This is a genomic window from Paractinoplanes durhamensis (assembly GCF_016862175.1).
Classification (GTDB): Bacteria; Actinomycetota; Actinomycetes; order Mycobacteriales; family Micromonosporaceae; genus Actinoplanes; species Actinoplanes durhamensis.
The window spans coordinates 59912-81106 of sequence record NZ_BOML01000050.1 but is presented as its reverse complement, the minus strand read 5'-3'; the positions used below and the strand labels follow the sequence as shown (position 1 = coordinate 81106).

General features: G+C 73.6%; 14 protein-coding genes and 2 pseudogenes. 13 read left to right on the top strand and 3 right to left on the bottom strand.

Annotation, left to right across the window (positions count from 1 at the left end):
• Nucleotides 1–26 precede the first annotated feature (26 nt).
• Genes Adu01nite_RS30520 through Adu01nite_RS30505 form a run of 4 tightly spaced genes read left to right on the top strand, consistent with a single transcriptional unit; the run spans nucleotide 27 to nucleotide 7533 of the window.
• Nucleotides 27–437 (top strand): YciI family protein, encoded by a 411-nt coding sequence (locus Adu01nite_RS30520; protein ID WP_203731848.1) that lies wholly within the window; start codon nucleotides 27–29, stop codon nucleotides 435–437.
• On the top strand, nucleotides 434–1591 hold the full coding sequence (locus Adu01nite_RS30515; RefSeq protein WP_203731846.1) for an RNA polymerase sigma factor: 1158 nt from the start codon (nucleotides 434–436) through the stop codon (nucleotides 1589–1591). Before Adu01nite_RS30520 ends, Adu01nite_RS30515 begins: the two co-directional genes overlap by 4 nt.
• 21 nt (nucleotides 1592–1612) lie before the next feature.
• On the top strand, nucleotides 1613–4570 hold the full coding sequence (locus tag Adu01nite_RS30510; RefSeq protein ID WP_203731844.1) for an FtsX-like permease family protein: 2958 nt from the start codon (nucleotides 1613–1615) through the stop codon (nucleotides 4568–4570).
• On the top strand, nucleotides 4567–7533 hold the full coding sequence (locus Adu01nite_RS30505; RefSeq protein WP_203731842.1) for an FtsX-like permease family protein: 2967 nt from the start codon (nucleotides 4567–4569) through the stop codon (nucleotides 7531–7533). The genes Adu01nite_RS30510 and Adu01nite_RS30505 overlap by 4 nt, the downstream gene beginning before the upstream one ends.
• 4 nt (nucleotides 7534–7537) lie before the next feature.
• Here Adu01nite_RS30505 and Adu01nite_RS30500 read toward each other — a convergent pair whose 3' ends face one another.
• The 3 genes and pseudogenes from Adu01nite_RS30500 to Adu01nite_RS48745 all read right to left on the bottom strand — a co-directional run.
• Complete coding sequence (locus tag Adu01nite_RS30500; protein ID WP_239132807.1) at nucleotides 7538–8905, bottom strand: FAD-binding oxidoreductase; 1368 nt, start codon at nucleotides 8903–8905, stop codon at nucleotides 7538–7540.
• Nucleotides 8902–9756: a sulfurtransferase gene (locus Adu01nite_RS48750; RefSeq protein ID WP_438871105.1), complete on the bottom strand. Its 855-nt coding sequence runs from the start codon at nucleotides 9754–9756 to the stop codon at nucleotides 8902–8904. The genes Adu01nite_RS30500 and Adu01nite_RS48750 overlap by 4 nt, the downstream gene beginning before the upstream one ends.
• A 60-nt stretch (nucleotides 9757–9816) precedes the next feature.
• Nucleotides 9817–10716, bottom strand: a pseudogene (locus Adu01nite_RS48745) (ketopantoate reductase family protein); the annotation flags it as partial.
• Between the two features lie 136 nt (nucleotides 10717–10852).
• Here Adu01nite_RS48745 and Adu01nite_RS30485 point away from each other — a divergent pair.
• The 9 genes and pseudogenes from Adu01nite_RS30485 (at nucleotide 10853) to Adu01nite_RS30440 (ending at nucleotide 21176) form a co-directional block, all read left to right on the top strand.
• A complete protein-coding gene (locus Adu01nite_RS30485) occupies nucleotides 10853–11686 on the top strand; it encodes a LysR family transcriptional regulator (protein WP_203731840.1) in 834 nt (277 codons plus the stop codon).
• A 107-nt stretch (nucleotides 11687–11793) separates the two neighbouring features.
• Nucleotides 11794–12549 (top strand): alpha/beta hydrolase, encoded by a 756-nt coding sequence (locus Adu01nite_RS30480; protein WP_203731838.1) that lies wholly within the window; start codon nucleotides 11794–11796, stop codon nucleotides 12547–12549.
• Nucleotides 12546–13652 (top strand): annotated as a pseudogene (locus tag Adu01nite_RS30470) (LLM class flavin-dependent oxidoreductase). Before Adu01nite_RS30480 ends, Adu01nite_RS30470 begins: the two are co-directional and overlap by 4 nt.
• Complete coding sequence (locus Adu01nite_RS30465; RefSeq protein WP_203731835.1) at nucleotides 13649–14833, top strand: LLM class flavin-dependent oxidoreductase; 1185 nt, start codon at nucleotides 13649–13651, stop codon at nucleotides 14831–14833. Before Adu01nite_RS30470 ends, Adu01nite_RS30465 begins: the two are co-directional and overlap by 4 nt.
• Nucleotides 14830–15999 carry an acyl-CoA dehydrogenase family protein gene (locus Adu01nite_RS30460; protein ID WP_239132805.1) on the top strand — a complete coding sequence of 390 codons (1170 nt, stop codon included), beginning with the start codon at nucleotides 14830–14832 and terminating at the stop codon, nucleotides 15997–15999. The genes Adu01nite_RS30465 and Adu01nite_RS30460 overlap by 4 nt, the downstream gene beginning before the upstream one ends.
• Nucleotides 16000–16008: 9 nt before the next feature.
• Nucleotides 16009–17643 (top strand): ABC transporter substrate-binding protein, encoded by a 1635-nt coding sequence (locus Adu01nite_RS30455; protein WP_203731832.1) that lies wholly within the window; start codon nucleotides 16009–16011, stop codon nucleotides 17641–17643.
• 58 nt (nucleotides 17644–17701) lie between these two features.
• Entirely contained in the window at nucleotides 17702–18682 is a 981-nt protein-coding gene (locus tag Adu01nite_RS30450; RefSeq protein ID WP_203731830.1) for an ABC transporter permease, read from the top strand.
• Nucleotides 18679–19572 (top strand): ABC transporter permease, encoded by an 894-nt coding sequence (locus Adu01nite_RS30445; protein WP_203731828.1) that lies wholly within the window; start codon nucleotides 18679–18681, stop codon nucleotides 19570–19572. The genes Adu01nite_RS30450 and Adu01nite_RS30445 overlap by 4 nt, the downstream gene beginning before the upstream one ends.
• Nucleotides 19569–21176 carry a dipeptide ABC transporter ATP-binding protein gene (locus Adu01nite_RS30440; protein ID WP_203731827.1) on the top strand — a complete coding sequence of 536 codons (1608 nt, stop codon included), beginning with the start codon at nucleotides 19569–19571 and terminating at the stop codon, nucleotides 21174–21176. Before Adu01nite_RS30445 ends, Adu01nite_RS30440 begins: the two co-directional genes overlap by 4 nt.
• Nucleotides 21177–21195: the final 19 nt, after the last annotated feature.

Here is a 21195-nt window from a genome sequence, read left to right as displayed (position 1 = left end):
AGAGGATCCGATCGAGGAGGAATCACATGCCGCGCTACCTGCTGATTGTCGACTACCGCCCGGGCGACGACGCCACCCCGATGGACGAGTGGAAACCGGCCGAGATCACCGCCCACATGGACTACTACGGCGCTCTCAACAAGGCGCTCGCCGAGAGCGGCGAGCTGGTCGGGATGGAAGCGCTGACCCCGCCGGTGCACGGCAAACAGGTCATCGGCGACGGTGCGTCGGCGCCGATCGTGTCCGACGGGCCGTTCGCCGAGGCGAAGGAGATCCTGGCCGGCTTCCAGATCGTCGAGGTGGAGTCGGAGGCACGGGCGATCGAGATCGCCGCGCTGGTCTCCGCGGTGCCGGGGCCGGGCGGAGTACCGCTGCGGCAGCCGATCACGATCCGCCGGGTGATGGACAGCGCCGACTTCGAGGCCATGGGCGCGTGATCGACGCGTTGCTGCGCGAGCACGCCCCGCCGGTGCTGGGCGTGCTCGCGCGGCGGTGCGGGTCGTTCGCCGACGCCGAGGACGCGGTGCAGGAGGCGCTGATCGCGGCCCACCTGCACTGGCCTTCGCGCGGCATCCCGGACAACCCGCGGGGGTGGCTGCTGCGGACGGCGTCCCGCAAGCTCATCGACCACGTGCGCGGCGAGGAAGCGCGGCGGCGGCGCGAAGAGCTGGCGTCGCGGTTGGAGCAGCCGGCCGACGCCTACCCGGCCGACGACACGCTGACCGTGCTGATGATGTGCTGCCATCCCGATCTCACCCCGCAGTCGCAGGTCGCGCTGACCCTGCGGGCCGCGGGCGGGCTGACCACGGCGGAGATCGCGGCGGCATTCCTGGTGCCGGAGGCGACGATGGCGCAGCGGATCAGCCGGGCCAAACAGAAGCTGCGCGGCCGGCCCTTCGGGCCTTCGGCCGACCTTTCCGCCCTCCGCCGGGTGCTTTACCTGATCTTCAATGAGGGGTACGCGGTGAGCAGCGGCCCGGCGCTGCATCGGGTCGAGCTGTCGGCCGAGGCGATCCGGCTGGCCCGCCAGATCTGTCACGTGGACGCCGAGAGTGCGGCGCTGCTCGCGTTGATGCTGCTCACCGACGCGCGCCGGCCGGCCCGGGTGTCACCCACCGGCGATCTGGTGCCGCTGGAGGAGCAGGACCGTACGCAATGGGACCGGTCCTTGATCTTCGAAGGGACCGCGATCCTGGACGCGGCGGTCACGCAGGGCACGATCGGCGAATATCAGCTGCAGGCGGCGATCGCGGCCCTGCACTGCCGGGCGCTGTCGTTCGCGACGACCGACTGGCCGCAGATCGCCGCCCTCTACGGCCTGCTCGAACGGGTCGGCGGCAATCCGGTCGTCGCGCTCAACCGGGCGGTGGCGGTGGCCATGGTCGACGGGCCGGCCGCCGGGCTGGCGATGCTGGACGAACTCGGCGACCGGCTCGCCGGCCATCACCGCCTCGACGCGGTCCGCGCGCACCTGCACGAACAGGCGGGGGACCCATCGACGGCCGCGCGGTTGTACGCTGCCGCGGCGGCCCGAACCAGCAGCCTGCCCGAGCGGCGGTACCTGACGATGCGGGCCGCACGGTTGCGGTGACACACGGGGAAACGGGGCCGGATGTACTTCGTGAGCTGGGGTGCCGTGCGGCGCCGCACCACCCAGGCGGCCCTGCTCACCCTCCTGGCCGCGCTCGCCGCGGCCGCCGCCACCGCCGGCACCGTCTACGGCCTGACCGTCGCCTCCCGCGCCGCCGGCGCCGAGGTGACCTCCCGGCCCGCCGCCGAGCAGGTCATCACCGTGCACCAGGACGGCGCCGCGGTGAGCGACCCGCGGGCGGCCCTCGACGCGCTCGCCGCCACCACCCGCGACCTGCTCCCGCTGCCCGGCGTCACGCCGATCCTCGGGGCCGCGCAGGACACCTTCTACACCGACGTGCCGCACGGGTCGGCCCGGACCGGCATGGCGGTCGCCTACCGCGACGACTTCTGCGCCCACGTGCGCCTGACCGGCGCGTGCCCGTCCACTCCCGACAGTGTGGCGATCAGCGCCGACGTGTCCCGGCGGATCGGGCTCAAGACCGGGGACACCTTCGAGGTACGCCCGGACGGCGCGGTCGGGCCGCTGCAGCTGCGGGTGGCCGGGGTGTACGTGGTGACCGACGCGGCCGGGCCGTACTGGACCGACCCGCTGTTCCGCGCCCAGGGCGACCTCGATCCGGTCTTCACCACGCTGTCCGCGTTCAGCTCGCCGCAGCTGGGCCGGCCCACCCTGTCGGTCGCGACGCCGGTGCCGCTCGCCCTGCTGCGCGGCGACAACAACTACGACCTCAACGGGGTGCTCAACGCGGCCGGCCCGCGGTTCGCCGCCGCCCAGCTCGACCTGGACAACCCGACCGGCGAGTTGTTCGACGCGGTCCTCGCCGACCGGCGCACGGTCATCGTCGGGGTGCTGGTCGCGCTGGCCCAGGTGCTGGTGCTGGCCTGGTTCGCGCTCGGGCTGGCCGGCCGGCTGACCGGGCGCGACCGGCGGGCCGACGCCGGGCTGCTCAAGCTGCGCGGCACCACCGGCGGCGGACTGCTGCGGCTGGCCGCCGGGCAGCACGTGGTGCCGCTGGCGATCGGCGCGGCCGCCGGGCTGCCGGCCGGGATCGCCGCCGCCCGGCTGATCGCCGGGGAGCTGCCGGTCCGGGCCGAATGGTGGCTGGCGCTGCTGGTGTCGGTGGCGGCGATCCTGGTCGTCGAGCTGATCGGGCTGCTCGTGCTCACCGGGGTGGACGGGATCGCCCAGCGGGCGCCGGTCGTGGTCCTGCTGCAGCGGGTGTCCGGGGCCCGCCGGGACTGGCGGTCCCGGTTCGTCGACGTGTTCTTCGTGGCCCTGGCGGCCGGCGCGGTCTACCAGGCGCGCACCGGCGGCCCGGACAGCGGCCTCGGCGTCGCCGCGCCCGGGCTCGTCGCCCTCGCCGTCGGGCTGCTGCTGGCCCGTTTCCTGCGTTGGGTCGCCGACCGGATCGGCGGGGCGGCCCTGCGGGCCGGGCGGCTGCGGCTCGGGCTGACCGCCGTGCAGATCTCCCGCCAGCCCGGCACCGACCGGGTGTTCGCGCTGCTCGTGGTGGCGGTCGCGCTGCTCGCGCTGACCACCGGCGGGCTCGCCGCCGGGCGTTCGGAACGCGCTGACCGCGCCGACGTCGAACTCGGCGCCGCCCGGGTGCTCACCGTGGCCGCCGCATCCCGGACCGCCCTCGAGTACGCCGTCCGCCGCGCCGACCCCGACGGCACACAGGCGATGGCCGTGGTCGTCGACACCACCGCCGAGCCGCCGGTCCTCGCGGTGGACAGCTCCCGGCTCGCCGCCATCGCCCGGTGGCGGCCGGAATACGGGCCGGTGACCGCCCTGCCGGACGCCGTCGCGGCCGTCCACCTGCCACCCGCGGCGCCGCTGATCACCGGGACGACCCTCGCCGTCGCGCTGACCCGCAACGCGGGCGGGCCGGCCCTGCTCGGCGCGATCCTGCAGCACGAGGGCACCGGCGACGGGTTCCGGGTGGAGTTCCGAGGCCTGCGCCCCGGGCCGCAGACGGCGACCGTTGCGGTGCCGAGCTGTGCCGTCGCCCCCGGCTGCCGGCTGGTCGGGTGGCAGCTGTTCCCGGGCGCGGGCGGGCTGACGATCCGATCGGTGGGCCAGCAGTCGCCGATGGCGGTGGTGCTCGACAGCGCCCGGATGGCCGAGGTGAGCCGCTGGCGGGCCGGCTTCACCGGCGTCGTCGCCCGGATGTCCGGCACACCGGCCGGCCTCGCGCTCCGGGCCGACGGCACCAACGGCACCGAGGTGTACGCCGTGGACGCGCCCCTGCCGGTGCCGGTCGTGGTGGCCGGCACCCGGCCCGACCAGTGGCGCTTCGACGACGCCATGTCCGGGCGCTTCGGCGGCACCACCACCCCGGTGCGGGTCGCGGCCGCCACCGCCGTCCTGCCGGTCCTCGGCCGGGAGGGCCTGCTGACCGACCTGGACGCCGCCCGCCGGGTGGCCGGCGACGCCGACCTCGGCGGCACCTTCCAGGTCTGGCTCGCCCCCGGCGCCGGACCGGCACTGATCGACGCGCTGCGCGACAACGGCCTGACCGTCCTCGCCGATCGCACCGCCGCCGCCCGCAGCACCGCCCTCGCCGCCCAGGGCCGGGTCATCACCTCGTCGTTCGGCCTGCTCGCCGCGGGCCTGGCCCTGGTCGTCGCGGCCGCGATGATCGGCGTGGTCGCCGCGGCCGAACGCGAACCGCAACTGGCCATGCTCCGCGCCCTGCGCACCCAGGGCCTCGACACCGGCCGGGCGCTGACCGCCGGCTATGCGGGCACCGCCGCGCTGATCGTCTTCGGCGTCGCCGGCGGCCTGCTTGCCACGGCCGTCGCCCGGCCCCTGGCCGCGGTCACCGCGCCGCCGTTCCCGGACGGCTGGCGGGTGATCCCGCCACCGGGCGTGCTCAGCGCCCCGGTCCTCGCGGCCGCGGCCGGCATCGGCCTGGCCGTCTTCGCCCTGGCCGGCCGGCTGTCCGTGCGCGGCCTGCGCGGGGGTGCCCGATGATCGCCCTCGTCCTGGCCATGGTGTGGACCCGCCGCGGCCAGGCCGTCACCCTCGCTCTGCTCACCATGTTCGGGGTGGCCGCCGCGGTGGCCGCCCCCGCCTACCTGCGCGCCGCCGACCGGGCCGTCGCCGCCGGTCAGGTCGCCACCGCCGACGCCGCCTCCCGCAGCCTCACCCTGATCGCCCGCCAGCACGACCCGCGCCCCGGCAAGTCCAACCCCGACGCGGTCAAGGCCGACGTCAAGCTGACCGAGACCGGCTCGTCGCTGGCCGCCATCCCCGGCTTCGACTACGTGTACGCCGCCGAGTACGCCACCCTCGGCGTCGAACCGACCGACAAGATCCGCACCCGGTTCGTCTACCGCCAGGACGCCTGCGCGCACCTCACCATGACCGCCGGGCGCTGCATCATCGGCGAGTCCGACGTGGTCATCGGCGAGCAGACCGCGCAGCGCCGGCACCTCGCCCCCGGCGACGAGATCACCCTGCAGTACGCCTTCTACAACTCCGACCCGCGGGTCGCCGCGTTCGTCGCGGACGGCACCCCCAAACGGTTCCTGATCACCGGCGTCTACCACGCCACCGACGCCGGCGACGCCTACTGGGGGCGGCACAACTACTTCGGCGCCGACACCGGCGGCCGGGCCGGCGAGCCCGCGTTCGTCACCAACGCCTCGCTGACCGGCATGGACCACGGCGCCGTCGAGCTCAGCCTGGACGGCAGCACCGGCCCCGGCGCGCTGACCGTCGACCGGCTCCCCGCCGTCCGCGACGGGCTGGCCCGGGTGCAGGCCCGGGCCACCGCTCTCGGCACCGGCCTGGAGGTGGACACCGGCATCCCCGACCTGCTCACCCGGATCGACGCCGGCCGTTCCGCCGCCCACCGCATCGTCCCGGTCCTGGCCGTCAGCCTGGTCCTGCTCGCCTGCCTCACCATCTACCTGGCGGTCGGCTACGGCACCGAGGGCCGCCGCCCCGAGTTGGCCGTGGTCGCGCTGCGCGGCGCCCGCTGGGGCCAGCGCTGGTGGCTGGCCACCGGCGAGAACCTGGTCGCGATCCTGGCCGGCACCATCCTCGGCTGCGTCGCGGGCCAGCTCATCGTGGACGCGTTCGCCGCCTGGCGGTTCCCCGGCCTCGGCGCCGACCCCGGCCTGGCCGCCCTGCGCTGGGCGCCGGTCGCCGCGCTGGCCGCCGTGGTCACCGCGCTGCTGGCCGAACGCCGCCAGCTCGGCCGCCCGGTCGCCGAACTGCTGCGCCGGGTGCCACCGCAGGCCCGGGTCGCCTCCGCGATCGCGGCCGAAGCCGTGGTGGTGCTGCTGGCCGTGGTGGCCGTCCTCCAGCTGATCGTCAGCGACGGCGGCCTGGACGGGGTCGGCACCTTCGCCACCGGCCTCGTCCTGGTCGCCGCCGCCCTCGTCGCCGCCCGGCTGCTGCTGCCGTGGGCCACCGTCTTCGCCCGCCGGCAGCTCCGCGACGGCCGCCTCGCCGCCGCGGTCGCCGCCTTCCAGCTCTCCCGCCGGCCCGGCGGGGCCCGGCTGTTCGCGCTGCTCACCGCGGCCGTCGCGGTCGTCGGCTACGCGGCCTGCGCGGTCGACGTCGGTGCCCGCGGCCGGGAGGTGCAGGCCGGGGTCGGCACCGGCGCGGCCCGGGTGGTCGCGGTCGGGCCGGTCAGCCGGCAGGGCCTGCTGTCCGCCGTGCACGCGGTCGACGCGACCGGAGCGTTCGCGATGGCCGTGGTCCGGCTGCCTGCGTCGAAGGACCAGCCGCCGGTCCTGGCGGTCGACGTCCGCGGCCTCAAGGCGGTCGCGAACTGGGGTGGCGCCGTTCCTGACCTGCGCGATCTGCAACCGGCGGCCGGGGCGCCGGTCGTTCTGCGCGGTGCCCGGCTCAGCCTCGACATGACCGCGGCCGGGCTGACCGCCGGCAAACCGCTGCTGGCCACCGTGACGCTGGCGCCGGTCGGCGGCCCGGCCGACCTGAAGGTCGAGCTCGGGGAGTTCCAGGGCGGCCGGCACGCGTACGCCTTCGACGCCCCCGCCTGCGCCGACGGCTGCCGGCTCAAGGCGCTGCAGATCGCCGGCCGGCAGGGTTCGCTCGACCTGACCGGCCGCTTCACCGTGCACGCGCTGACCGGTCGTTGGCGTCTCAGCGCCGGCGGCGAACTGACCGATGCCGCCGACGGCGTGCAGGCCGAGATCACCTCCCTGAACGGGCTCCCCGACGGCATGTTCCTGCAGCCCGCCGACGTGCCGGACCCGCTGCCGGTGGCCATCGCCGGCGACGCGGTCCGGCCCACCGTGCTGGGCCTCGACGGCCGTGCCCAGCCGATCGCCGAGAAGGCCCGGATCGCCGCCGTGCCCGGCCTCGGCGCACCGGCCGTGCTGACCGACCTCGACTACGCCGACCGGGCCTCGACCGACGCCGACCCGAGCACGACCGCCCAGGTCTGGCTCGCTCCGGCGGCTCCGGCCGACGTCCTGACCCGGCTACGCGACCAGGGCCTGGTGGTCACCTCCGACATCCGGGCCGACCAGGTCCGATCCCAGCTGGACAAGCAGGGCCCGGCCCTCGCCCTGTGGTTCTACGTCATCGTCGCCGGCCTGGCCGTGGCCCTCGCGGCCGGCGCCTTGATCCTGGCGGCGGCGGTGGACCGGGCCCGCCGGATCGAGGACCTGACCGCGCTGCGGGGTCAGGGCCTGGCCCGTTCGGCGGTCCGCCGGGCGACGCTGTGGACCTACCCGGTGCTGGTCGGCGCGGCCGTGCTGGCCGGCACCGCGATCGCCCTGCTGGGCTGGCGCCTGACCGGTTGGGCCCTGCCGCTGGCCGGCCTGACCCCACCGGCCCTGCCCCTGCCGTCCGCACCGCGCCCGACCACGATGCTCGGCGCCGCCGCGGCGGCCTTCCTGATCCTCGCCGGCGTGGCCGTCCTGGCCGGCCGCCGAACCCTGCGAGCCATCCGCTGAGGCGCTAGAGGGCCTTGCCGGGGTTGAGGATTCCGTTCGGGTCGAAGAGGGCCTTCAGTTTCTGCTGCAACGCGTGGTTGTCCGGGCCTACCTCGCGTTCCAGCCATGCTCGCTTCAGGACGCCGATGCCGTGCTCGCCGGTGACCGTGCCGCCCAGGCGCAGTGCCAGGCCGAAGATCTCGTCGCCGGCGCGGGTTGCCGCCGCGGAGATCGGGGCGCCGTGCGGGCCGGCCACGATCAGCGGGTGCAGGTTGCCGTCGCCGGCGTGGGCGACGGTGCAGATCGGCACGTCGTAGCGGCGGGCGATCGCGGCGATCTCGCGGACCGCCTCGGCCAGGCGGGAGCGGGGGACCGCGATGTCCTCGATCAGTGGGCGCCCGAGCCGTTCGATCGATGGCAGGGCCTGGCGGCGGGCGGCCAGCAGCGCGGCGGTCTCGGCCGGGTCGGTGGTGCTGCGCAGGCTGCTGGCGCCCTGGCCGAGCACCGCGATCGCCCGCTCGGCCTCGTCGGGGCTGCCGTCGGTCTGGACGATCAGCAGGGCCGCGCCGGCCGCCCGCAGGCTGGTGCCCTGGGCCGCGTCGATCGCGGTCAGGGTCGCCTCGTCGAGCAGCTCGGCGAGGACCGGCTGGATGCGGGCGTCGGCCAGGGCCACCGACGCGGCCGCCGCGTCGGCGATGTCCGGATAGGAAGCGGCGATCGTCGCGGTCGGGACCGGCAGCGACCGGAGGCGCAGGGTGGCCGCCACGATCACCCCGAGGGTGCCTTCGGAGCCGACGAACAGGCTGGTCAGGTCGTATCCGGCGACGCCCTTGAGGGTGCTGCGGCCGGTGCCGATCCGGGTGCCGTCGGCGAGCACCACGTCGAGGCCGAGTACCGAGTCGCGGGTCACGCCGTACTTCGCGCAGCGCAGCCCGCCCGCGTTGGTGGCGATGTTGCCGCCGATGGTGGACAGCTCCAGGCTGGCCGGGTCGGGGGCGTAGCGCAGCCCGTGTTCGGCCGCCGCCCGGTCCAGGTCGGCGGTGACGACGCCCGGCTCGGCGACGGCGATGCCGTCGGCCGGCCGGATGGCCAGGATGCGGTTCATCCGGCCGAGGTCGAGGACGATCTCGCCGGCTCCGGCGGCGCTTGCGCCGGTCAGCGCGGTTCCGGCGCCGCGGGCGACGATGGGCGTACGGGTGGCATGCGCGCCCCGCAGCACCGCCTGGACCTGCTCGGCGGTGCGCGGGAAGACCACCGCCCGGGGTTCGCCGTCCGGTTCCCAGCCGGAGCGGTCGAGGCGCCGGGAGGCGATGACGGCCGGGTCGACGGTCCAGTCGGCGCCGGTCGTGGCCAGCCAGTCGAGGCCGGTGCCGGCCGGCCGGACGGCGGTCACGGCTGGTCGCCGGTGGCCGCCGGGCGCTCGGGATCGGCGGACCAGGCCGACCAGGAGCCGGGGTAGAGGGCGGCGTCGATGCCGGCCACGGCGAGCGCGGCGATCTCGTGGGCCGCGGTGACCCCGGACCCGCAGTACACGCCGACCGGCCCGGTCACCCCGGCGAACCGTTCGCGCAGCTGCTCGGCGGTCTTGAACAGCGGCACGCCATCTTGGAGGTTCCCGCCGGTGGGCGCGCTGACCGCGCCGGGGATGTGCCCGGCCCGCGGGTCGATCGGCTCGACGTCGCCGCGGTAACGCTCGGCCGCCCGGGCATCGAGGAGGGTGCCGGCCGCGGGCAGCGCGGCGGCTTCGTCGGCGGTGAGGGTGGGCAGGTGCCCGCCGTCGAGGACGATGTCGCTGGCCGGCTGCGGGCGGGCTTCCCCGGTGCCTTCGGCATACCCGGCCGCGCGCCAGGCGGCCAGCCCGCCGTCGAGGATGCGCACGCCCGGCACGCCGGCCCAGCGCAGCAGCCACCAGGCCCGGGCCGCGGCGAGACCGCCGGTGTTGTCGTAGACCACCACGCCGCGCTCGGCGGTGATGCCCCAGCGGCGGGCCGCCTCCTGCAGTTGACCGACGGACGGCAGCGGATGCCGGCCGGCGCCGGGGGAGTGCGGGCCGGACAGCTCGGTGTCCAGGTCGACGTAGACGGCGCCGGGCAGGTGGCCGGCCCGGTAGTGCTCGGCGCCGTGCGGGTCGCCGAGCGCCCAGCGCACGTCGAGCAGCACCGGCGGCTCCGGTTCGGCCACCCGGCGGTAGACCTCGGCCGCCCCGATCAGCACCGGCTCCCGGACCGCGACGGTGGCGGCCAGGTCGGCGTCGTCCAGCGACCAGGGGCGGGTGCCCTCGGCGACCGCCCGGTGCAGCCGGGCCTGGACCGCGGCGTTGGCCGGCGTGTCCACCCCGTGCAGGCGGCCCAGCAGGACGATCTCGCCGTTCAGGAATTCGATCTCGGAGTCGCCGGAGCGGGCGAGGCTCTGCCAGGTCGAGTTCCCGCCGCGGGGCCGGCCGGGGATCTCGGCGAGCCGGAAGTCGCCCGGGTTCGAGGTGGCGGGCACGATGCCGGCGGCCGCGTAGACGGCGCGCGCCTCGTCGCGCAGCGTGGCCACGGCGGCATCGCGCAGCTCGCTCGGCGGGTACAGCGCGTCCAGGCCGTTGACCAGGTTGCCGATCAGCTTGGTGGCCTTGTGCGCGGTGATGTCGTCGATGGTGTGCGTGGTGAAGCCGGCCGTGCGCAGGTCGCCGGCGATCCGGTCGGCGACCGCGGACGGGCCGCCCGGGTAGCGGCCGAGCCACAGCACGGCCGGGACCGGGGCGCCGTGGTTGATCACCTCGCCGGGCACCACGAAGGTCGCCGGGATCCACACCACACCGCCGACGACCTGGGCGAACGAGCGCAGCGCGATCCGTTCGCTGTCGAGGCCGTTCTGCAGGGTCACCACCGGCAGATCGGTGGCGGCGGTGCCGGTGGTGCCGTCGGACCGCTTCACCGGGCGCCACGCCCATCGGCGTACGGCAGCTTCGGTGTCCTGGGTCTTGGTGGCCAGGATCAGCACGTCGTCGTCGGCGAGGTCCACCTCGTCCGGCCCGGCCGCGACCGGCAGGCGTAGCCGGTGCTCGCCGTCCGGGCGTACGTAAAGCAGGCCGTTCTCCCGCAGGGCGGTGAGTTGCCCGCCCCGCGCGACCAGCAGCGTGTCGATTCCGGCCCGGTGCAACTCGGCGGCGATCGAGGCACCGACCGCGCCGGCTCCGACGACGACATACCGGCTCATATAACCTGCCTAACCTATGGTTCCGATAGGAATTACCGTGCCCAGCATATCCGCGGCGGCCCGCCCGGCGTCCAACGCGGATATCCGATCGGAATCGAACACAACTTCTTATCAATCTGTTGCTAGCGTCCGGCGCATGGGTCACGTCCTGGACATCTTCGCGCTCCGCAGCCTGGTTGCGGTGGCCGACTGCGGTGGATTCCACCGGGCGGCGGCGGTGCTCGGGGTCAGCCAGTCGGCGGTCAGCCAGCACGTTCGCCGGTTGGAGAAGGTGATCGGCCGGCCGATCGTCGAGCGGCAGGGCCGGACCGCGGTGTTCACCCCGGACGGCCAGGCCCTGCTCGGCGAGGCCCGGCAGATCCTCGCCGTGCACGACAACGCGCTGCGCCGGTTGGTCGGGACCGAGCGGCCGACGGTCACGGTCGGCACCACCGAGCACGCCGCCCACCTGATCCTGCCCGCGGTCACCGCGGCGCTGCCCGGCCATCAGGTCCGGTTCCGGATCGACCGCACCCGCCGGCTCGACGCGGCGATCGACCGGGGTGCGCTCGACCTCGCCGCGCACATGGCCGAGGCGTCGTCGGCGGAGGGTGTTCCGGTCGGTTCGCTGCCGCTGACCTGGTATGCGGCGGCCGGCTGGCAGCCGCCGGCCGGGCGCGGACTGCCGGTGGTGGCCATCGAGGAGCCGTGCGTGCTGCGCCGCCGGGCCCTGGCCGCGCTGTCCTCCAGCGATCTCGACCCGTACGTGGTCTGCGACTCGGGCTACGTCGCCGGGGTGCTCGACGCGGTCCGGGCGGGGCTCGGGGTGGCCCTGATGGCGACCGCACCGTCGGTTCCGGACGGTCTCGCCGAATTGCCGGAGTTGCCGCCGGTGTCGCCGGCGCCGATCAGCATGCGTGCTCGTTCCGGTGCCGACCCGCAGGTGACCGAGGCCGTGGCGGCCGGGCTGCGGGCGGCGCTGGATCGATAAGCATTCGCGATCGGGCCGATCGCGGATCATCGTTGGACAGCTTTTCCAAAGACCTATTAGGTTGGTAGGCGTTGTAGGGATTGACGCCCGCCACCGAAAGGCACCTCATGACACCCGCTCGCGAGGACGCGGTCATCACCTGGACCGAACCCGATCCGGTGCCGCTGCGCGGAACCCTGGTCGTGCTGCCCGGCCGGGGCGAGTCCGCCCCGATCTACGAGCGCTTCGGCCGCCGGCTCGCGGCCGACGCCTACCGGGTGCACGTGCTCGGCACCGCCCCCAGCGATTCGCCGGAGCGGGCCCACGAGCAGCTGGCGGAGATCATCGAGACGGCCGACGTCGGCACCCCGCGCATCGTGGTCGGGTCGGACGCCGGGGCCGCGTACGCCGCTCATCTCGCCGCCCAGGGCAAGCTGACCGGGGTCGCCGCCCTCGTCCTGGCCGGTCTGCCGGTGGCGGCCGCCGCCGCGCCGGCCCGGGACTGGGACGACGAGTTGGACGCCCGCACGTTCTGCAGCACCCACCGCGGCCGGATCAGCGCGGCCGGGGTCCGCCCGGCCGAGCTGTTCACCGACCTGCCGGCCGCGTGGTTCGACCCGGCGGTGCCGGCCGGCGTCGACCTGCCGGTGCTCGGCCTGCACGGCCGCGACGACGACATCAGCCCGGTGGCCGAGGCCCGCGCCTGGTACGCGGCGACACCCCGGGCCGAGCTCGTCACCATCGCCGGCGGCCGGCACGACGTCCTCAACGACCAGACGCACCGCACCGTCGCCGCCACCGTCGTGCTGTTCCTGGAGCGGCTGCGGGGCAGCTCGGCGCTGACCCCGATCGCGGTCACCGAAGCGCTGGGTGATCCCCGATGACCGTCGAGTTCATCAGCGCGGTCAACGTCAACCCCGGCAACGAGCTCAACCGCCTCGGGCGTACGGATATCGACCTGCCGTTCTTCAAGCGCTATGTGAACGCCCTCGAGGATGCCGGGTTCGACTACACGCTCTGTGCGTACGCGTCGTCCTTCCAGGACCAGTTCGCCATCGCCAACCAGATCGTGGCCCGCAGCGAGCGGGTCGCCCCGATCGTCGCGCTGCGCCCGAACACCATCTACCCGACCGTCGCCGCCAAGGCCCTGGCCACCCTCGACCAGTTCGGGGCGGGCCGGGCGGTGGTGCACTTCATCTCCGGCGGCAACGACGCCGAGTAGGCCCGCGAGGGCGACTACCTGCCCAAGGACCGCCGCTACGCCCGCACCGCCGAATACATCGACATCGTCCGGAAGGTCTGGGCGAACACCGAGCCGTTCGACCACGAGGGCGAGTTCTACAAATTCGAGAACTTCCGCAGCGTCGTACGCCCCACCAACGGCACGATCCCGGTCTCGGTGGGCGGCTCGTCGGCCGAGGCGTACCAGGTCGGCGGCTCGCGCGGGGACATCTTCGGGCTCTGGGGCGAGCCGCTCGCCGACACCCGCAAGCAGATCGACGCCGTCCACGCCGAGGCCGCCAAGGCCGGCCGGGTGGATCGCCCGCGGATCTGGGTGACCTTCCGGCCGATCATCGCCGCCACCGAGGAACTCGCCTGGGAGAAGGCGCACCGCATCCTCGCCGTCCTCAAGGAGGGCCCGGCCGCCGCGTGGTGGCGCAACAACCTCGGCGGCCCGTCGCCGCAGAACGTCGGCTCGCAGCGGCTCCTCGAGATCGCCGCCCGCAAGGACGTGCACGACCGGGCGCTGTGGACCCCGACCGCGTCGGCGACCGGCGCGGCCGGTGCCTCGACCGCGCTGGTCGGCACGCCGGAGACGGTGGCCGCCGCGCTCCTCGACTACGTCGACCTCGGCGCCGACCTGATCTCGATCCGCGGCTACGACAACCTCAACGACCTCATCGACTACGGCCGTTTCATCCTGCCTCTGGTCCGCCAGGAGCTCGCCCATCGGCAGGCCGCGACAGCTAAGGAGCCGGCAGCGTGACCACCTTCGACACCAGCATCCCGCCGACCGCGTCGCCGGAGGCGGAGTTCATCAGCCTCTCGCACCTCAACCCGTCGACCGAGCTCGAGCCGATCCCGTCACGCGGCATCGACCTCACGTACTTCCGCCGCTACGTGCGCTCCCTCGAGGAGGGCGGCTACGACTACACCCTGCTGCCGTACGGGTCCGGCACCGCCGACTCGTTCGTCACGGCCAGTGCGGTCGGGCAGCTCACCGAGCGGATCAAGCCGATCGTCGCGCTCCGCCCGAACACCACGTTCCCGACCGTCGGCGCGCAGAAGCTGGCCACCCTCGACCAGCTCACCGAGGGCCGGGCGGTGGTCCACATCATCTCCGGCGGCAACGACGCCGAGCAGGCCCGGCAGGGCGACTACCTGCCCAAGGCGAAGCGCTACGCCCGCACCTCCGAGTACGTCGACCTGCTGCGCCGCTCGTGGACCGAGCCGGCGCCGTTCAGCCACGACGGCGAGTTCTACAAGTTCGACGAGTTCGGGCCGGGCTTCGCACCGTACGCCGGCTCCATCCCGATCTCGATCGGCGGGCAGTCCGACGAGGCGTTCGCGGTCGGCGGCGCCAAGGCCGACATCTTCAGCTTCTGGGGCGAGCCCCTCGCCGACCTGCGCAGCGAGATCGACCGGGTGCACCAGCTGGCTCGCGACGCCGGCCGCACCACGCTGCCGCGGATCTGGGTGACGTTCCGCCCGATCATCGCCCAGACCGACGAGCTGGCCTGGCGCAAGGCGCACGAGTACGTGAAGCTCGTCGAGGCCAACTTCTCGCGGTACACCGGGAAGCCGCAGAACGTCGGCTCCCAGCGTGCCCTCGACTTCGCCAACCGCTCCGACCTGTACGACCGGGCCCTGTGGACCCGGACCGCCGCGGTCACCAACGCCGCCGGCGCGTCGACCGCCCTGGTCGGCTCGCCCGAGACGGTCGCCGCCGCCATCCTCGACTACATCGACCAGGGCGCGTCGCTGGTCTCGATCCGCGGCTACGACACCCTCGCCGACGCGGTCGACTACGGCCGCTACGTGCTGCCGCTGGTCCGCCAGGAGCTGGCGCACCGCAAGACCACCGGCCAGCGTGGCCGGCTTCAGGCCGAGCACCTGGGCAACTACGCCCCAGAGTACGGCGAGTTCGCCACCGCGGTCCGATCGTGACCGCCACGCTGCCCACCCCGGACCTGTCGGTCGAAGCCCTCGCCGAGGTCACCGCCGAGATCGCGGCCACCGCGGCCGACTACGACCGCACCGGCGACCTGCCCTGGAAGGGTGTCGAGGCCGCGCACCGGGCCGGCCTGCTCACCGCGACCGTCGGCAGGCAGTTCGGCGGGCCGGGCCTCGGGCCGCGCGACACCGCCCGGATCCTCACCGCGATCGGCGAGGGCGACGCGTCGGTCGGCCTGCTCGCCTCCAACCTGCTGATCTCGCACGCCGGTCAGGCCGCCCGGCCGCACTGGCCGGCCGCCTACTACGACGACCTGCTGCTGCGGTCGCAGAGCGGGCCGGCCCTGGTCAACGCGGTCCGGGCCGAGCCGGAACTGGGCGCGCCCGCCCGCGGCGGCCTGCCCAAGACCACCGCCACCCGCACCGGCGACGGCTGGGTGCTCAACGGCCGCAAGGCGTACGCCACCGGCGGTACCGGTCTCGCTTATCACGTGGTGTGGGCGGTCGCCGACGAACCGGACGGCGACCCGGACCGCCCGCGCGTCGGGCACCTGATCGTGCCGGGCGACCTGCCCGGCATCACCTGGGTCGACACCTGGGACCACCTGGGCCTGCGCGCTTCCAACACGCACGACGTCATCTACGACGGCGTCCGGCTGCCGGCCGACGCGTTCGTCGAGATCCCGCGCGGCCCGGACGGCATCTACCGGGACCCGGCCGCCGCGGCCGGCCCCGGCAGCTTCGGCCACCCGGCGCTCTACATCGGTGTCGCGCGGGCCGCCCGCACCGCCTTCGCCGAGTTCGCCCGCAACCGGGTTCCCTCGGCACTCGGGAAACCGATCGCCGGGACCGAGCGGATCCAGGCGGTGGCCGGCGAGATCGACCTGCAAGTCGTGCAGGCCGAAACCCTGCTGCACGGCGCACTGCTGCGCCTGGAGGCCGGTGACCCGATCGCCGCCGAACTGTCCAACCTCAAGGTCGCGATCGCCCGCTCGGTGATCGCCGCGACCCAGACCGCCGTGGCGGCGCTCGGCAACCCGGGCCTCTCCCGGCACAACCCGCTCGAACGGCACCTGCGCGACGCCCTCTGCATCCGGGTGCACCCGCCCCAGGAGGACGCCGTGCTGATCGCCGGTGGCCGCCGGATTCTTCAAAAATAGGGAAGAGATATGCGATATCTGAGACCGATCATTGCCGCCGCGGCGGTGCTGGCCCTTGCCGCCTGCGGTGGCAACGCCGCCAGTTCCGGCGGCAACGGCAGCCCCAAGGCGGGCGGGACCCTCAAGGTCTCGTTCTGGCCGGACAACCCGACCTTCTCCTGCATCGACCCGTTCCAGGTCTACTGGATCGAGAGCCGGACGATCATCCGTAACTACGCCGACTCGCTCACCGACCAGGACCCGAAGACCGGCAAGATCGTGCCGTGGCTGGCCACCAAGTGGGAGATCAGCCCGGACGGCCTGACCTACACGTTCCACCTGCGCGACGGCGTCACCTTCGCCAACGGCAAGAAACTCGACGCCCAAGCGGTAGCCGACAACGCCACCGGCTGGATCGCCACGGTCAAGGCCACCAACGGCGCCGCGTACGGCTCCTCGTACATCCAGGGCCTGACCGGTGCGACGGTGACCGACCCGGCCACCGTGGTGTTCCACCTGAGCAAGCCGAACTCGTCGTTCCTGCAGGCCACCTCCACCACCAACCTGGCCATCACCGACCCGGCCGAGTTCGCCGAGACCCCGGCCGACCGGTGCACCGGCAAGGGCGTGGTCGGCTCCGGCCAGTTCGTCCTCGACCACTACACGGCCAAGGTGGAGACGGTCCTCACCAAGCGGGCCGGCTACGCGTGGGGCTCGTCCACCTCGACAAACACCGGTGAGGCCCGCCTCGAAAAGGTGATCTTCAACTACGTGGCCGAGGACAGCGTCCGCACCGGCAACCTGATCAGCGGCGCCACCGACATCGCCTGGCCGCGTAACCCGTTCAGCCCGCAGGACGAGCAGCTGATCAGCAAGTCGGGGGACACGGTGGAGGCCCGGTCGCTGCCCGGCGTCTCGCTGACGCTCTTCGGCAACACGTCGGCCGGGCACCCCCTCGCGGATCCGGTGCTGCGCAAGGCGTTCTCCAAGGCGATCGACGTCAAGACGTACGCCACCACGCTGTTCGGGGCGAACTATCCGATCGTGCAGGGGCCGTTCAACTCGACCACGCCGTACTTCAAGTCGGAGGCGGCCAAGCTCGCCTACGACCCGGACGGCGCCGGCAAGGAGCTGGAAGCGGGCGGCTGGGTCCTCGGGGCCGACGGCTACCGGGCCAAGAACGGTGTCCAGCTGGCCATCGACTACCCGCTGACCACCTTCAACTCCGGGGCCGAGCTGCTCCAGGCGCAGCTGAAGAAGGTCGGCATCAACCTGAAGCTGCGCACCCTCACCACCGCGCAGATCGCGACCTACCTGAAAGAGGGCAGCTACGACCTGACCTCGACCTACTTCACCCGCGCCGACCCCGGTGCGCTGCAGTTCATCATCAACCCGGCCGTCGCCAACTCCAAGGCACTCGCCACCCAGGCGGCCGCCCCCGAGCAGACCGCCCAGATCCAGGCCCTGTTCGCCAAGGCGATCGAGACCACCGACGAAAAGCAGACCGAGCAGGCGTACGGCGAGCTTCAGGACTACCTGATCGACCAGGGCATCACGTTCCCGCTGAACGAGCGGGTGCAGAAGGCCGGCGTCAGCGACAAGGTGCACGGATTCGCCTTCACGTCGGAGAGCTTCCTCAAGCTCAACGACGTCTGGAAGGACTGATCGACGGTGTGCCCCGCCCGGGTCCGGGCGGGGCACACCCCTATCGGGAGGGCCCCTCATGACCCGGTACATCGTGGGTCGCATCATCCAGGCGGTCGTCGTCCTCTGGGCGGCGTTCACGCTGACCTTCGCCATCCTCTACCTGCTGCCGAGCGACCCGATGGAGCTGCAGCTCGCCGCGGCCGGCATCCAGGAGGACAGCCTGGCCCCGGATCAGCTCGCCGCGATGAAGCAGCGCTTCGGTCTCGACCAGTCCATCTGGGCGCAGTACTGGCACCACCTGACCGGCGTGCTGCACGGCGACTTCGGTACCTCGCTGAGCCAGCAGATACCGGTGAGTGACCTGATCGGGCAGCGGATCGGCCAGACCCTGCTGCTCAGCGCGGCCGCCGCGACGGTGTCGCTGGTGGCCGGGTCGCTGCTGGCCTACCTGGCCACGTTCGCCCGCTGGAACCCGCTGCGGGTGTTCCTCACCCGGCTGCCCGCCCTGGGCGCCTCGTTCCCGCAGTTCTTCGTGGCCCTCTTCCTGATCCAGTTCTTCTCGTTCCAGCTCGGCTGGTTCCCGGCGCTGGGCACCGAAGGGATCCAGTCGCTGGTGATGCCGGTCGTCACGATCAGCGTGCTCACCTCGTCGGTGCTCGCCCAGGTGCTGATCAAGAGCTTCGACGAGACGCTGCGCCAGCCGTACATCGTCACCGCCCGGGCCAAAGGCCTGTCCCGTTCGGCGGTACACCTCAAGCACGCGTTCCGCAACGCGGCGCTGCCCGCCATGACCATCCTCGGCGTCCTGGTCGGACTCACCGTGACCAGCTCGATCGTGGTCGAGACGGTCTTCACCCGGGAGGGCGTCGGCAAGCTCGCCCAGGAGGCGGTGCTGGCCCAGGACGTGCCGGTGGTGCTGGCCGTGGTGACCATCGCGGCCACCATGTTCGTGCTGGTCAACCTGGTCGTCGACCTGCTCTACCCGCTGCTCGACCCGCGGATCTCGCACACCCGCGGCCGTGTCCGCCCCGCCACCCCGGAAGTGGTGACCACATGACCGTCACGATCGCCGACGTCGTCACCGAGGACGCCCCGCGCCCGGCCGAGGAGGCCGGCGGCCGCCGCGCCAACCTGGTCGCCAACCTCGTCCAGCTGGCCCGCAAGCCGGTGTTCCTGCTGGCCACCCTGTACGTGCTGTTCGTGATCGTGTCGGCGTTCCGCCCGAAACTGTTCACGTCGTTCGGCCCGTACGACACCTATCCCGAGTCGGCCGCCCAGGCACCGAGCGCGCAGCACCTGTTCGGCACCGACATCTACGGCCGGGACCTGTGGACCCGGGTGCTCTACGGCTCGCCGCTGACCATCAAGGCGACCCTGATCGCGGTCGGCATCGCCCTGGTCGTCGGCCTCGGCCTCGGCATCCTGGCCGGCTTCTTCGGCGGCCTGATCGACGCGGTCCTGATGCGGATCATCGACGTGCTGCTCGCCATCCCCGGCCTGCTGCTGGCCCTGTCGATCGTCACCGCCCTCGGCTACGGCACCATCCCGGTCGCGGTGGCCGTCGGCGTCGCCATCATCCCCGGCTTCGCCCGCACCACCCGGGCCGAGGTGTTACGGGTCAAGACGCTGCCCTACGTGGAGGCGGCCCGGGCCGGCGGCGCCTCCTGGGGCCGGGTGCTGCTGCGGCACATCCTGCCCAACTCGTGGGGCCCGGTCGCCGTCCTCGCCGTCCTCGACGCCGGCGTGGCGATCATCGCGATCGCGTCGCTGAGCTTCCTCGGCTTCGGGGCCGCACCGCCGGCCGCCGAGTGGGGAACCCTGATCGCCGACGGCCGCAACTACCTGGTTACCGCGTGGTGGCTCAGCCTGCTGCCGGGCGTGTTCGTGGCGCTGCTCGTGCTCGGCCTCAACCACATCTCCAAGACCCTGCAGGAGCTGACCCGATGACGCTCGTCGACATCAAGGGCCTCGACGTCGGGTACGTCCGGCACCGCCGGGTGACACCCGCCGTGCTCGGGCTCGACCTGACCGTGGCGGCGGGCGAGGTGGTCGCGATCGTCGGCGAGTCCGGCTCGGGCAAGACCACCACCGCCAACGCGCTGATCGGCCTGCTGCCGGCCAACGGCCGGATCACCGCCGGCTCGGCCGTGGTGGACGGCATCCAGACCGCCGGGGCGAGCGAGCGTACGCTCCGGCGTCTTCGGGGTTCGGTGGTCGGGCTCATCCCGCAGGACCCGATGGTCGGTCTCAACCCGACCCAGCGGGTCGGTCACCAGATCGCCGAGGCGGTCAAGCTGCGCGGCCTGGCCGGCGCGGCGGTGCAGGCCGAGGTCCTCGAACATCTCGCCCAGGCCGGCGTGCCCGATCCCGAGCTGCGCGCCCGGCAATACCCGCACGAGCTCTCCGGCGGCCTGCGCCAGCGGGCCCTGATCGCGATCGCGCTGGCCGGCCGGCCGAAGCTGATCATCGCGGACGAACCGACCAGCGCCCTCGACGTCACCGTCCAGAAGCGGATCCTCGACCACCTCGGCGGTCTCGTCCACGAGCAGGGCATCTCGCTGCTGATCATCACGCACGACCTGGCGGTCGCCGCCGACCGGGCCGACCGGGTGGTGGTCATGCAGCACGGCCGCAAGGTCGAGGAGGGCGACCCGGCCACCATCCTGCGCACCCCGCGGGAGCACTACACCCGGCAATTGATCGCGGCCGCCCGGCCGGTGGTTCCGCATTTCGACGTCCGCGACCAGGTCGCCCCCGAGCCGATCCTGCAGCTCACCGACGTCAGCAAGACGTTCCCGGTGAACGATCTGCGGCGCGGCGCCCGCGGTTTCAACGCGCTCGACAAGGTCAGCGTCACCGTCCCGCGCGGGCAGACGCACGCGCTGGTCGGCGAATCCGGCTGCGGCAAGACCACCACCCTGCGGATCGCGCTCGGCCTGGAGACCGCGACCGGCGGCTCGGTCGTGCTCGACGGCGACGAGATCAGCGGCCTGTCCTGGAACAGGTTGCGCCCGCTGCGCCGCAAGGCCCAGCTCGTGCACCAGGACCCGTTCGCCACCCTCGACCCGAAGTTCACCGTCGCCCAGTCGGTCACCGAGCCGCTCGTCTCGTTCCGGATCGGCGACCGCAGGAGCCGCCTGCAGCGCGCCCGCGAGCTGCTCGACCAGGTCGCGCTGCCCCACTCCTACCTCGACCGGCTGCCCAGCGAGCTCTCCGGCGGGCAGCGGCAGCGGGTCGCGATCGCCCGCGCCCTCGCCCTGCGCCCCGACCTGATCATGCTGGACGAGCCGGTGTCCGCCCTCGACGTCCTGGTCCAGGAGCAGATCCTGCAACTGCTCGCCGACCTGCAGGCCGCCCTCGGCCTGTCCTACCTGTTCGTCTCGCACGACCTGTCGGTGGTCGCCGAGATCGCGCACACCGTGTCGGTGATGAGCCACGGCAGGGTCGTCGAGCAGGGCCCGGTCGCCGAGGTCTTCACCAACCCGAAGAGCGCCCACACCCGCGAGCTGATCGACGCCATCCCTGGCCGGCGCGTGGTCGATGCGGCCTGAGACCCACCGCCGCTCGGCC

Bases quoted from the DNA above. Each gene is read 5' to 3' on its own strand.
- Adu01nite_RS30520 (WP_203731848.1), top strand. From the start codon at position 27: ATGCCGCGCTACCTGCTGATTGTCGACTACCGCCCGGGCGACGACGCC.
- Adu01nite_RS30510 (WP_203731844.1), top strand. From the start codon at position 1,613: ATGTACTTCGTGAGCTGGGGTGCCGTGCGGCGCCGCACCACCCAGGCG.
- Adu01nite_RS30505 (WP_203731842.1), top strand. From the start codon at position 4,567: ATGATCGCCCTCGTCCTGGCCATGGTGTGGACCCGCCGCGGCCAGGCC.
- Adu01nite_RS30485 (WP_203731840.1), top strand. From the start codon at position 10,853: ATGGGTCACGTCCTGGACATCTTCGCGCTCCGCAGCCTGGTTGCGGTG.
- Adu01nite_RS30480 (WP_203731838.1), top strand. From the start codon at position 11,794: ATGACACCCGCTCGCGAGGACGCGGTCATCACCTGGACCGAACCCGAT.
- Adu01nite_RS30455 (WP_203731832.1), top strand. From the start codon at position 16,009: ATGCGATATCTGAGACCGATCATTGCCGCCGCGGCGGTGCTGGCCCTT.
- Adu01nite_RS30450 (WP_203731830.1), top strand. From the start codon at position 17,702: ATGACCCGGTACATCGTGGGTCGCATCATCCAGGCGGTCGTCGTCCTC.
- Adu01nite_RS30445 (WP_203731828.1), top strand. From the start codon at position 18,679: ATGACCGTCACGATCGCCGACGTCGTCACCGAGGACGCCCCGCGCCCG.
- Adu01nite_RS30440 (WP_203731827.1), top strand. From the start codon at position 19,569: ATGACGCTCGTCGACATCAAGGGCCTCGACGTCGGGTACGTCCGGCAC.